Annotated in this window: 12 protein-coding genes; 8 read left to right on the plus strand and 4 right to left on the minus strand. The window is 51.1% G+C overall.

Features of this window, described 5'->3' with window-relative positions:
• Positions 1-34 precede the first annotated feature (34 nt).
• From PJDR2_RS09750 to PJDR2_RS09765, 4 genes are read left to right on the plus strand one after another with little or no spacing between them, the layout of a single operon-like run.
• On the plus strand, positions 35-808 hold the full coding sequence (locus PJDR2_RS09750; RefSeq protein ID WP_015843498.1) for a hypothetical protein: 774 nt from the start codon (positions 35-37) through the stop codon (positions 806-808).
• Complete coding sequence (locus tag PJDR2_RS09755) at positions 808-2,091, plus strand: hypothetical protein (RefSeq protein ID WP_015843499.1); 1,284 nt, start codon at positions 808-810, stop codon at positions 2,089-2,091. The genes PJDR2_RS09750 and PJDR2_RS09755 overlap by 1 nt, the downstream gene beginning before the upstream one ends.
• A gap of 13 nt (positions 2,092-2,104) precedes the next feature.
• A complete protein-coding gene (locus PJDR2_RS09760) occupies positions 2,105-3,337 on the plus strand; it encodes a hypothetical protein (RefSeq protein WP_015843500.1) in 1,233 nt (410 codons plus the stop codon).
• Between the two features lie 2 nt (positions 3,338-3,339).
• Complete coding sequence (locus PJDR2_RS09765; RefSeq protein ID WP_015843501.1) at positions 3,340-4,056, plus strand: ATP-binding cassette domain-containing protein; 717 nt, start codon at positions 3,340-3,342, stop codon at positions 4,054-4,056.
• Positions 4,057-4,099: 43 nt separating this feature from the next.
• Here the strand turns inward: PJDR2_RS09765 and PJDR2_RS09770 are convergent, their stop codons facing one another.
• A complete protein-coding gene (locus PJDR2_RS09770) occupies positions 4,100-4,531 on the minus strand; it encodes an Lrp/AsnC family transcriptional regulator (RefSeq protein WP_015843502.1) in 432 nt (143 codons plus the stop codon).
• Between the two features lie 122 nt (positions 4,532-4,653).
• Between PJDR2_RS09770 and PJDR2_RS09775 the strand changes: the two genes are divergently transcribed.
• A complete protein-coding gene (locus PJDR2_RS09775) occupies positions 4,654-5,412 on the plus strand; it encodes an MBL fold metallo-hydrolase (RefSeq protein ID WP_015843503.1) in 759 nt (252 codons plus the stop codon).
• Here the strand turns inward: PJDR2_RS09775 and PJDR2_RS09780 are convergent.
• Entirely contained in the window at positions 5,364-6,191 is an 828-nt protein-coding gene (locus tag PJDR2_RS09780; RefSeq protein ID WP_015843504.1) for an alpha/beta fold hydrolase, read from the minus strand. The genes PJDR2_RS09775 and PJDR2_RS09780 overlap by 49 nt on opposite strands.
• 101 nt (positions 6,192-6,292) lie before the next feature.
• Between PJDR2_RS09780 and PJDR2_RS09785 the strand changes: the two genes are divergently transcribed.
• Positions 6,293-7,030, plus strand: a complete 738-nt coding sequence (locus PJDR2_RS09785) for an MBL fold metallo-hydrolase (protein ID WP_015843505.1) — start codon at positions 6,293-6,295, stop codon at positions 7,028-7,030.
• A 119-nt stretch (positions 7,031-7,149) separates the two neighbouring features.
• On the opposite strand, the gene PJDR2_RS09790 is transcribed toward PJDR2_RS09785, so the two are convergent.
• Together PJDR2_RS09790 and PJDR2_RS09795 are read right to left on the minus strand one after the other, a co-directional pair.
• Positions 7,150-10,416 carry a DEAD/DEAH box helicase gene (locus tag PJDR2_RS09790; protein ID WP_015843506.1) on the minus strand — a complete coding sequence of 1,089 codons (3,267 nt, stop codon included), beginning with the start codon at positions 10,414-10,416 and terminating at the stop codon, positions 7,150-7,152.
• Positions 10,417-10,435: 19 nt separating this feature from the next.
• Positions 10,436-10,879, minus strand: coding sequence for a MarR family winged helix-turn-helix transcriptional regulator (locus PJDR2_RS09795; RefSeq protein WP_015843507.1), 444 nt, complete (start codon positions 10,877-10,879; stop codon positions 10,436-10,438).
• A gap of 139 nt (positions 10,880-11,018) precedes the next feature.
• Between PJDR2_RS09795 and PJDR2_RS09800 the strand changes: the two genes are divergently transcribed.
• Positions 11,019-11,945 (plus strand): NADP-dependent oxidoreductase, encoded by a 927-nt coding sequence (locus tag PJDR2_RS09800; RefSeq protein WP_015843508.1) that lies wholly within the window; start codon positions 11,019-11,021, stop codon positions 11,943-11,945.
• Positions 11,946-12,135: 190 nt separating this feature from the next.
• Positions 12,136-13,110: a glycoside hydrolase family 43 protein gene (locus PJDR2_RS09805; protein ID WP_015843509.1), complete on the plus strand. Its 975-nt coding sequence runs from the start codon at positions 12,136-12,138 to the stop codon at positions 13,108-13,110.
• Positions 13,111-13,143: the final 33 nt, after the last annotated feature.

A 13,143-nucleotide genomic window follows, 5' to 3' on the forward strand; every position in this document is an offset into this window, starting at 1 on the left:
TGTATTAGTCGATTAATACAGGAGGTGCTGGCAAGTGAAAGGTTTGTACCGGCTGCTTAATATTCAATTTGCATCCATGCTGCCCGTTTTGTTGATTCTGACGGCGGGGATGATCGTTACGCCATATCTACTGCTGCAATCCGCGGCAGAGAAATTAAACGAAAATGCCGTTCATCCGAGATTCGAGAGCTTGTATAATACATCCGGCTGCAAGACGGCGCTGTTTGTGTTTATTGCCGTATTCTGCGTTTATTTTCTCGTGAAGCAGTACAACGCGTATTGGGGAAGCAAAAGCATCTATACGTACTTAACCCTCCCGGTAAAGCGCGAGGCGTATTATTGGAGCAATTTGCTATCTTTTATGATCGGACTGCTGCTTCTGTTTGCCGCTCATTTGCTGGCGATCCGCTGGGGGTACGCGGCTTATGTTAGTCATATCGGCAGCTATGCGGACGGCAAGTTCGTGATGCATAACGGGTTGTTCCTCGCTTTTATCCGTTCTAACTTTCTAAAGGTTTTATTGCCCATAAGCATCAGCGGCTGGGTGGCTTCGGTAAGCATGCTAGTAAGCCTGGCAACCGGACTTTATTATGCGTTTCTGTGCGAACGCGGCAGACGGCATTGGTACATCATTCTCGTTATTGCCGCAGGATGGATCATGCGGCATATTCTGAATGCTCAGATTGATGCGCCGAATTTGGATTGGACGATGGCAAAGCTGTATGCGTATAGTATAGCTCTATTTCTCTTGAGCGGTTTCTTTATCTGGCATAGCATGAGGCTGGTCCGGAAAGGGGTTATCGCCTGATGGTGCTTTTACGGAAAATAGTATCGCGACATGCGGCTCTTCCGATATTCATCCTGGCGCTGCTTTTGATTGGGTTGCAATTTATGAAGGTTCATGCGGACAGGGATAAAGGAGTCTTTTACTTAAAGGATCATGAAGGAAACCAAGCGGCGTTATCTGACGTGACGATTAGCGGCGAACTCGGAGACGGCTTTCATGGTACCTTGTTTAATCTGGCCAATGGCAAGGTAGCGACGGATACGAAGGTGTTTGATCCGCCAAGGGCGGTTTGGTACAACAGCGTTCAGCCTGATAAGGTAAAAGGGAAATGGAAGTTTGACAACGTCTTTTCGCCGGACTCGATCGTGGCGAGAGATCCGGACGATCCAGGAACCTACCGGCAAGCATCCGTATACCCCAATATCACGGAGTATGACGAGAACAAACAGCCGAGAAACGACAATACTGCTACTTATACGAACCGGCTCGAATACGGGCTGGCCAACATTGGAGACCAGTACTATTTCGTCGTACCTTCGACAAACAGCTATGTCGGTACGAGCGGAATCTATCGATTACATTTTATTGATGGCAGGGATTACAATAATCAATTGCCGGCATCGGAGGCCTTGGCCACGTTCAGTCTGGATAAAAACAAGGGAGACGGCTCTTCTGAAATTCAAGTGCTTGGACTTGAAGCAGTTGGCGATAAGCTTGCTTTAGTGCTGGAGGAAGATCAGAAGCTGGTGATCCGGAGCTATGACAGCAAGAGCGGAGAGTCGTTAGGGGAAGCGGCCGTAAGCGGATTTTCCATCCCGGGATCTAAAGATAAGGTGCAAGGCCGTTCGTTCTATGAGTCTTATGAAGCGTATTCGGATTCTGACAGCAGCAGGTTAAGCCTTGCGTTTATGAGCAGTCCGGACCAAGGACAAGTGCGTAAAACGGTTTGGAGCTTTGATCTTGCGGACGGAGTAAAGCTGCTGGACGAAACAGCCGTCAGCTACCCGGACGATATGGAGTCCAATTTGCGCGACATGAAGAGCATTCACTATATAAATGGCAAGTTGTATGTCATCTATCAGTCAACGGAAACAAAGGATGAAAGCGATATTGTGTTTGATATCGCCCGGCCTAAACATCTGATGATACGAGTCTACAAGGCAGCGAGGCTTCAGTATGAAGGCGAGCTTGTCACGGACAGGAACCAGGACAGCAACAGGGTCGAACACCTGGCAACCAGTTACGACTATAATCCAATGTATAACAGGGAATTTGACCATATTTCAATCCGGTCAGCGGAATAAGGAGGGATGTACCATGATGCTTGTCCGGAAGCTATCCCGTCATCTTGCCATTCCCGTAGGCATAATAGCCATCCTGCTAATTGGAATCTTTGCCTGGCTGAATCATGCTCATCAGAATGCGGGGACTTTATATATAAAGGATCATTTCGGTGACCGGTCTGCAATTGACCCGATTAGAATCTCCGGAGATATTAGCGATCAGTACGCCAGCACGGCGTTTGAGATAAACAAGGGGAAATTATCCAAGCATACCGAGGTGTACGATCCTCCGCTACTTCTGCCGGATCATTACAAGTACGTTAACGGGAGCAAAAAAAGGATAGACAATCTGGAGTATGAAGTACACGGAGACGGCGCTTTTTACGTTTTGTATACCGACAAGAACTTGTTAAATGCTAAGCATAACGGCAAGACCTCGCTTGTCTATACGAATATTGCGAACGCGAACGCGGACGGCAACTACTCCAATTCGCTGGAATACGGACTCGCAAAGCTTGGAGATCATCTGTACTTTACCGTGCCTACCACGGCAGAAAGTACGGGCACCAACGGCATTTACGAGCTCTCTTTTGCAGAGGAAGGAACGACCCGGACGGTGGCGGAATTTAGTCTGGACCAGAATAAAGAAGGTGCCTCTCTTGCCGTGCTTGGACTTGCGGCAGCGGGCGGCAAGCTTGCGCTTATATTGAAGGAGAACGGGCAAGTCGTCGTGAGAGGTTATGATCCGGAAAGCGGGAAGATGCTTGGCAATATTAGGCTTGGTCCATCGGGCAGCGTGTATTCGGATCAATATGAGGCCTATTCCAATGATAAGGTTTTGAATCTTGTTTTTCAGAACAATTCCATTTCAACGGATTATAATACCTTCTATCACAAAACGGTATGGAGTATCGATTTCCGAAACGGGATGCAGCTGGTTGATGCAACCAATCTGGACTATGCAAGCACTTGGAAGGATTATTATCGCAGCCGAATGAACATGCAATATCTGGGTGGAAGGCTGTATCTGGTTTATACCTTTACTGAACCTAGACCGGACGATCGGTTTGATAGCTTCCTGCCGATTCATTTAATGATAAGAGCGTATAAAGCGAATCAGCTTCTTTACGAGGGCGAGCTGGTATCGGATTTGAACGATGATTCGGTTAATACCCTTAACTGGCCGGACGGAACGTCTTATGATCTCCGGTTCTACGACTATCGTTTATTCGACCATCTGAAGCTTGAGAGAGGAAAGGGGGAATAGCCATGCTTGAATTAAAGTACGTGGAGAAAACATTCGGCGATGCCAGACCTATCCTGCATGTCCGGGATTTGAGCATTCCAAGCGGCGAAATTGTTGGCGTATTGGGCGAGAACGGAAGCGGGAAAACGACGCTGCTCAAAGCGATTATGGGACTAGGCGAGGTCCAGCATACGGACATTTTGCTGAACGGCCGTCCTGTAGGGGAGCAGTATGCGCAGATTGCGTATATAACCGAAGAGGGGAGTTACATTCCGAAGCTGACACCGGTTCAATATGCGGAATTTCTCTCCGCCTTTTATCCGCAATTTGACCTTGCGTATTATAATAAGCTGCTGAAATTTTACGAGCTGGAGCCCGATAAGAGAATTCGCACCTTCTCGAGAGGCCAGAAATCCAAGCTGGAGATCAGTGCGGGGATGGCGAAAGGCGCCAAATACATTTTGATGGATGAACCGTTCCTCGGCAAAGATATGTTTACGCGGCGGGACTTTCTGAAGCTGATGATCGGCAATTTGAAGGGGGATGAAACGATACTGATCGTTACCCATCACCTTGACGAGATCGAGACGGTTATCGACCGTGCGCTCATTATGTCCAGAGGCCGTATTGAAGCGGATCTGTACATGGATGACCTGCGGGAGCAGGGCAAGGAGCTTGCGGCTATCATGGCGGAAACAGCAGGCTACCGTCCGGATCGTTATAAAAGCGTATTGGAATAGAACTAAGGAGCAGCGTTGCGATACGCGGCTCCTTTTTTTGTTTTTACTTCATCCGCCCAATTGACAAGCTTACCTTATAGTTGCCGTAACCAAGCAATACGTCGAGAAAGCTTGTCAGCTCCTGCTGCGAGCCGACGCGCACGCGCATCCAATAGCAGCCTTCGCCGCTGACGCGGTGAATCTCAACAACCTGACTGCTTCTGCCCGCAAATTGCTGGAACGCCTGATGTGCCGTATTGGACGCCAAAAAGACGGTGACAAAGGCATGGACGGTCAAGCCGATTTTCTCGGGATTCCAATTGACCGTTGTGCCTTCAATGATGCCAAGGTCCTGAAGCTTGCGGACGCGGGCGCCTACGGCCTGACCGGTCATATGCACCTGCTCTCCAATGGACTTGTGGGACTGGCCGGCATCCGCAATCAGGCAGCTTAATATTTGTCTGTCGATATCGTCAATTCCGTAGGAATGCAACATGTCGGAAGAAATCCTTTCATCATGAAAATAAAAGCGGTTAAATGGTTTCACCAGGTTATTCGCGTAGGATACGGCTTATTTTATAATTGTATCAGACACGATTAGAAATGAGGGATACAAATATGAACATTCAACTTATTAGGCATGCCACGCTGTGGCTGGACTATGCGGGAGTACGGTTTCTTGTGGATCCGATGTTTAGCGAAGCCGGCGTAAATCCGCCGATTATGAATTCAACGAATGACCGGTGTAATCCGCTTGTTCCGCTGCCCTTTCACACGGAAAAGCTGCTGCAGCCGGAGGTTATTCTCGTCAGCCACCTCCATCCCGATCATTGGGATGCCGCCGCAATAGAGGCGCTGCCGAAGTCGACGCCGCTGTTCTGTCAGCCGGGAGATGCCGCAGCGATCACGGGCCAGTATTTTGCTAACGTAACGGAAATCGGGCAGTCCGTCCTCTATAAAGGCATTACAATTTCAAGAACAAACGGCCGGCATGGGACGGGAGAGATCGGCGAAAAAATGGGGCAGGTGTCCGGCTTTATTCTTCAGGCAGATGGCGAGCCGACTCTATATATCGCGGGCGATACCATCTGGTGTGACGAAGTGAAGCATGCTTTGGACGCCTTCAAGCCTGATGTCGCGGTTGTGAACGCGGGAGGGGCGCAATTTGCCGTTGGCGATCCCATTACGATGAATGCGGAGGATGTCATCCAGATATGCCGTTATGCACCGTCTACGAAGGTGGTTGCCGTGCATATGGATACGATCAATCATTGTCTGGTGACAAGAGATGTTCTCGCGGAAGCGTTAAGCGCCGAGAATCTGCTTGATCAGGTTCTGATCCCTGCGGACGGCCAGCAGGTAACGTTAGACAAGTAATGCCGGATGGTCCGGTTAAAAGCTTCCGGTGCATCCGCGTTGGCGCAATGTCCCGCAGCCGGAAGGGTCACGAGCTGTGAATGGGGCTCCAGCCGATGAAGCTCCTGTGCGGCATCACGGACCAGCTTCCGGTCATATTCTCCGAGAATAAGAAGCATCGGGTAAGGCATGGGTTCTGTTTTCTCCGTGTAAAAGGAGCCCATGCCGCTCATCGCCTGAAAGGATTGGCGCCGAAAGTGCCGGATTCCCTGTTCAAACAAGGTGCGCCCCTGCTCGGTAGCGCAAGAGGCATTCAGGACATATTGCTTGAATTTGGGCATGGAGAATAGCAGATATCCAATCCATTTGAGCCCTTCGGCTTGCTGTTCTTTGCGCACACGCTTATTCGCTTTATGAATGGAGTAACCTCCAACTATGATGACGGACTGTGCCTGCTCGGGATATTTTTCCGCAAAAGCCTGCGCGACCACTGAGCCAAGCGAAACGCCAAGCAGATGGCAGGCTTCGATCCGGTTGTCTGCAAGAATGCGGCTGATGATGTCCGGCATGTCCTGCATGGTAAGCTTGGATTTAGTCCCCGCGTTAATCCCGTGTCCGGGAAAATCGAGAGTGATCAGCCGGTAATGCTCCATCAGATCCGGAATCTGCTCTTGGAATAAGGTGTGGTCGGCAAAAGCGGCATGCAGCATGACGATCGTTTCCTTGTTCTCGCTTGCGCTTATGTAGTAGTTAAACTCCTGATCTCCTAGCCTGCCAACCTTTTGCTCTAAAGAAATCATTGAAATTTCCCCCTTTAGCCGGAATTGACAATAAAATCCAGTCTCTATTATGATATTGGCGGAACCTTTGGTACCCATTAAAAATAAAGGATGATGCGTTTATGTTCCTTCAAAAGCTGCCATGGGCCGGTATTCGCGTATTAAGCGGCGAAACATCGATTGCCATCGACCCGATGTATCATTTTCCTGCCAAGTTTGGTGCATCCCATGAAGAGCTGTTCCCTCTGGATGAATTCGGCCATGCGGAAGCCGTTTTCGTTACGCATCATCATGAGGATCACTTTGATCCAAGAGCTATCGCCGCTTACTACGGCGCATCTATTCCGGTCTATGTTCCGCAGGAATCCGTACGGCATATGACCAATACACCGTTGACCAATATTCAAGGCGTAATCTTAGGGCAACAGATTGAAGTTGGCGAATTAACGGTTACGGCAGGCTTCTCCGTAGACGGGTTTGGCGATCCTCAAGTCTCATGGATTGTGGAAGGTGGAGGGAAGAAGCTGATTCATAGCGGCGACACGTTATGGCACGGCTACTGGTGGAAGCTCAGCAGAGCATATGGACCGTTCGATGCGGCATGCCTGCCGGTAAATGGCGCCGTTGTAGAATTTTCGGGCATGATCCCAAGCGGCCAGCCTATTACGCTGACTCCGGAGCAGGCGGTAGCTGCGGCTGTTGTTCTGCAGGCTCATGTTCTTGTGCCGATACATTTCCGCGCGGTTCATCATCCTCCGATTTACCGCGAGACGCCCGATATTGCGGAGCGGCTGCAGCAAACCGCCCAGGACAGGATCAAGCTTGCGATTCTTCAAACTAAAGAAATATTGCCATTATAACGATTAATTTAACCTACGCTGCATTCATGGTTGTCATGTCGGAATATAAAAAAAACGGCTGTGCTAAGGTTGGGACCAACCCCCGGTTGCACAGCCGTTTTTTGTCTGTAACATTCCTCTTACAAATCCCGCTCATCGGCTCCAATCGCCAAAATCTCGCGGATATCCGCATCGGTAAGAGAAGACAGCTGCTCTTCACCGGGCCGGATAATGTCGTCGATCATGTTTTTCTTCCGCTCTTGCAGCGCGTACATCTTATCTTCAACCGTGCCATGTGCGGCCAGCCGGATTACCTGAACCACCTTGGTCTGACCAATCCGGTGCGCCCGGTCGGCTGCTTGCTGCTCAACGGCGGGATTCCACCATAAATCATATAAAATCACGGTATCGGCACCGGTCAAGTTAAGTCCTGTTCCGCCTGCTTTAAGCGATGCGAGGAAAATGTCCTTCTCCCCGTCGTTAAACCGGTTGCATAGCTCTACCCGTTCAGAGGCTTTGGTACTGCCGTCGAGGTAGAAATAAGAGATGCCCTGGCGGACCAGTTCTTTGCTGATGAGACTCAGCATCTCGGTGAACTGCGAGAAGATCAGCATCCGTTTGCCAGTGCTGCGGCATTCCTCCACGATTTCGAACAGCTGCTCGAACTTGGCGGAGCTGCCTTCGTAATCGGTAATAAATAATGCCGGATGGCAGCAAATTTGGCGCAGCCGGGTCAGGCCGGCCAAAATTTTAATCCGGTTCTGCTGGAGGCTCCGGTCATTATCCAGATGCTTGACGGTTTCCGTACGCAGCTTGGCCAAATACGAGACGTACAGCTTCTTCTGCTCCGGCAGCAGACTGGTGGCCTGCAGGGTCTCGATTTTCTCCGGCAGCTCCTTCAGCACGTCGGATTTCAGGCGGCGAAGCAGGAAGGGGCGCGCACGGCGCGCGATGTTTTCCCTCGGCAGGTCGGAGAAGACCTTGCGAGCAGGGAACAGCTCGGGGAACACGGCGCCAAAAATGGACCAAAGCTCCTCGACTCTATTCTCAAGCGGTGTACCGGTTAACCCGAAACGATTCTTGGCCTGCAAGGCTTTTACGGCCTGCGCGGTTTGAGTCGTATGATTTTTGAACGCCTGCGCTTCGTCCAAGATAACCGTATGATAGAAACGCTGGACGTACAGATCGATATCCCGGCGCAGAAGCGGGTACGACGTGATGACGACGTCTATTCCCTTCAGAGACCTGAGCTTGGCCGCTCTTTCCGGTCGTGTTCCGTCCGCGATGACCACTTGGATCTCCGGTGCAAATTTCTTCAGTTCGCTAAGCCAGTTGTACATAAGGGATGCCGGCGTAACGATGATAGCGGGCTGTTCCATTTCCCGGATCTCCGGAAGACAGGAGAGAAGGAACGCGATGCTTTGAATCGTTTTGCCAAGTCCCATATCGTCCGCCAGAATGCCGCCGAACCGGTAATGGGCCAGCGTCTTCATCCATTGGAAGCCGTATATCTGATAATCCCTTAGCACATGCCGCAGAGTAGCCGGCACTTCGAATTCCAGGTGATCCGGGTTGCGGATATGCGCCAACAGCTTGCGCAGCGATTTGCCGAGCTGAATGGTCCTTCCTTCATTCTCGAAATCCCCGAGATGGAGTCCACGCGCCACGGGGATGCGGAAGACGGATTGATTCAGGTCCGTGCGGAGGAAGCCCGTCTCGTTAATAATCCTCGTAATCGCTTCGTATTCCTTGCCTTCGAGCGGCAGCAGCGCGCCTTCCTGCAGCCGGTGGTATCGGCGCTTCTCTACGATAGAGCGAAGCACGCTGCGGATCTCGTCATCGGAAATGCCGGTCAGTTCGAACTTGAATTCCAGCCAGTTGGTTCTCTCGTCGACTTCTACCTTCAGTAAAGGCGGAGTATTCGGGACAACGATCCGCGTCTTAACGGCCGAAGTAGCATGAACCTGCAGCAGCTTCTCCAGTTTCGGAATGGTATGCCGCAGAAACTCGTATTCGCTTTCCTCGTCTTGCATGTAGTAGCCAAGCTCAGTCGTAATAAAACCGCTTTGCTCCATGATGTCGAGGATCCGGTTTTCCCGGTCTCCGTCCCGGAGAAGGATCCGGTCCTCGGTCTTATAGTCCGTATGAGCCGCCAGCGGGTTAATCTTAATATCCCCGTATTGGAACTCCAGCTCGGCGAGCAATCTGTCCCGGATCCGGTCCAGATAGAGTCTCGCTTGCAGGGGAGTCTGCACGATTTTCTCCGATACGCTTCGGGTTACTTGAACTTGTCCAAGCTTCATCAGTTCGGGGACAACCTTCTCCATAAAAGGCTCTATCTGTTCCGGCGAAATGACGACATGCTGCCGGTGCGAGGCATCCAGCATATTTTTGAAATCGGCCAGCTGTTTGCACGAGGCCTCGGGAAGCTGTTTCATCCGGCCTTCGCTCAGCACCATGTTGTAGGCGGTTAAGACGGTAATCTGGTCCAATCCCTCGACATTCAGTTGGAAGCCGCTCTCGTCCTGCTCGCCAAATTCGAATCGGACAGGGGAGGCTTCATCGTTTATTTGCAGGCCGGCGGTAACGGTGCCCTCCTGATCAATCAGCACGGAAGGACAAGCCGCAAGCAGAGGCAGCACGGTTGGCCAATCCGCAGGAGGGATCATAAGCATCCGGTTGTTTTGCTTGCCGCGAGTCTTTCCGCTTAAAGGCGCCGCTTCCTCCTGATAGAGCGCTTCGTTCTTGCTGATCCTGGCTAGTTCGCCCAGCAAGGCGTAATCTTCATTTCGGAATCGGTGATCAGCGGGGTTAAACGTAAACTGCTTGGAGAAGGTGCGGGTGACGTTTAAAGCTATTCCTTCGATAAAAGCGCGGATATCCGGCACGACGTAAAGCCTGCCAAGACCCGTGCGCAGCTCGATACCGATCCGGTAGTTCCGGTAACCGCTCGAGAAGATCACGCAGGTGAACTGAATCTCAACGGGGATGCGGGTGTCTCTAACATAACGAGTACTGCCAAGAAGCGTGGACTGCCCCCGTTCCCGGCTGCCGAATAAGTCCAATATACTGGACGACAGCAGCTGATCGCTTGCCGAGATGCGGGCCAGGTTCAGCGCTTCTTCGGGCAGCTCTAACAAATGCAGCAGCATGGCTGCGACATGTTCGCAATATTTATCTTCGGGATCAAAGTCCGGGCAGGTGCAGGTTGCCACGATTTCGCCGCGGATGCGGGCAGCCGTCACAATCAGGTCGCGGTTCGTCCGGACATTGGCTTCGCAGAACGGTTTGTCCGGGTCGTACCGCAATATCGTCACTCCGCCCGCCTGCCAGATGGCCTCCCCTTCTTCGAAGGCAAACCGGCCGCATAATACCCGGACGTCATCATCGGTATATTGAAAGCTCATAAGCTGTAATCCTTTCCGGCTATTCGCTCAGTTGATGCAGCAAACGCAGCAGCTCGCCGCGTTCCTCCGGCGATATCGATGCGAGAACCAAGTCTGCCGACTCGCTCATCGCAAGCCGCGCTTGTTGAATAAGCGGAGGCGCTATTTCGGACAATCGGATAAACGTAGCCCGGCGGTCTTCCGGGTCGGGCAGGCGGACGATCAGCTTCTCCTGCTCAAGCGCATCCACGAATTGCGTTACGGTGCGCGGCTTGATGCCAAGCTTTGCGGCGATATCGCTCATCCGGATTTGTCCGGCTTCGGCGACAGAGACAAGGAAGCGTAGCCTTGGTCCGGATAAATATTCCGGAATTTCAAGGACTGATAATTGCGCTTCGAACTGGAGGTGCAGCCGGTGTGTTGTCCGGAGTAACGTTTCCAGCAGGTGGCCGGCGGATGGTATTGTTGTATCGGATGCTGCCATTGTTCCTCCTTGACTTTTGACACATGAATTCTTATAGTCTACTTATCGAATAATTAGTGAGTATACTCAATATGTGTTCATTCCGTATTTTGATTTTACACGATTTCGCATGACATTCCAATAAGGAGGGCCTATTCCTATGGCTCAAACGATGCAAGCCATCCGTTATTATCAATTTGGGGGACCCGAGGTGCTGCAGCTGGAAGAGGCGCCAAAGCCGGTTCCGCAAGAAGGGGAGGTGCTGATCCGTATTGCGGCTGCCGGAGTACTTCCCGTGGATTGGAAAATTCGCAAAGGACTATTTCCGATGCCTGTGAATTTCCCCGTTACTCCGGGGACGGCTTTTGCCGGTGTAATCGAAAGCGCGGGTCCGGGAGTAACCGGACTTATAGCCGGGCAGGAGGTATTCGGAAGAAGCGCAAACGGAACCTATGCGGAATATACAACGGCTTCGGTCGATTCGTCCGCGCTTAAGCCCTCGTCCATCAGCTTTGCTGAAGCGGCTACGATTTCCGGAGGAGCAACAACGGCCTGGTGTGCTATCAACAACGCGGGCATTAAGGCCGGGGACCGCGTATTTATCCATGGTGCAGGCGGTGGCGTAGGTTTATTTGCCGTCCAGTTCGCCAAATGGAAAGGCGCCTATGTTATCGGAACGGCTGGCCCTTCGAATATCGATTTTATCCGAGCCATTGGCGTAGATCATGCGATTGATTATACGGCCGGTCCGTTTGAAGCGGGGCTGGAGCGGGAAGTGGATTTTGTGCTGGATACGATTGGTGGAGCTACGCTGGAACGTTCATGGCCGCTTATCAAGCCGGGAGGGGCTTTGCTTACGATAACAGGTCAGCCTCCGATAGAGCGGGGACAACGGGAGGGCGTGCGCGTGCTCCGCTCAGCGCTGGCCTCCAAGCAGGATTTAGCGGATATTGCGGAGCTGATCGGCACAGGTGTTGTTCAAACGCAAGTTCAGGCTGTATTTACACTTGGAGAAGCACGAGAAGCGCATATCCGCTCGGAAGCGGGACATGGCCGCGGGCGTATCGTACTCGATATGGGAAAATAATAGTTGTACAAAAACAAAAACTGGTAAAAAACCTGTGTAATCCGTTGATTGCACGGGTTTTTTATGCGGAAATCTTAATTTTACACGCAATGTTCTTTAATTTATGTAGTTTAACGTTAGCTGAATAAAGTTAGAATGAAAAAGGTGTATTAGAATGGTACCAGTTATGCGCGAAAAGGAGATTAAGCACATGTCCAAACCAAATGAACCAATCGTAACGCATATTTTTACGGCAGATCCTTCTGCGCATGTTTTTGAAGGCAAAATTTATATTTATCCTTCCCATGACCTCGATCATGACGGCCCGACTAACGATAACGGCGACCAATACCAGATGGAGGATTATCACATTTTGTCCATGGATGACGCGAATTCTCCGTGCGTCGATCACGGCGAAGCTCTTCATGTGAAGGATGTGCCATGGGCTTCCAAACAAATGTGGGCACCGGATGCCGCATTCAAGAACAATACCTATTACTTGTATTTCCCTGCCAGAGATAAAGAAGGCATTTTCCGTATTGGCGTAGCTACCAGCGCAACTCCGGCGGGTCCGTTCAAGGCAGAAGAAAACTATATTCCCGGCAGCTTCAGTATCGATCCTGCCGTTTTCGTGGATGAAGATAACAGAGCATACATGTACTTTGGAGGTCTTTGGGGAGGACAGCTGGAGAAGTGGACAACTGGCGAATTTGTTGCAGATGCCGCCGATCCCGATGTAAACGGTCCTGCTCTTGGCCCGCGCGTAGCGGAACTGAGCGACGACATGTTGACCTTCAAATCCGAGGCGAAAGAGATTTCAATCGTGGATGAGGAAGGCAATCCGCTGCTTGCCGGCGACGAAGATCGCCGTTATTTCGAAGGACCGTGGATGCACAAATACAACGGCAAGTATTATCTGTCGTATTCAACGGGCTCGACTCATAAGCTTGTGTATGCCATTGGTGACAATCCGCAAGGACCGTTCGTCTACAAAGGCACCATTTTGACGCCGGTAATCGGCTGGACAACCCACCATTCCATCGTGGAATTCCAGGATAAGTGGTACCTGTTCTATCATGATGCATCGCTTTCCGGCGGCGTTGACCATAAGCGAAGCGTGAAGTTTACCGAGCTGAAGTATAACGAAGACGGTACGATTCGAACGATTGATCCTTACAATAACTAATAGGAAAAGCACGGAGCTATGGCTCCGTGCTTT

The organism is Paenibacillus sp. JDR-2, from assembly GCF_000023585.1.
Taxonomy (GTDB): domain Bacteria; phylum Bacillota; class Bacilli; order Paenibacillales; family Paenibacillaceae; genus Pristimantibacillus.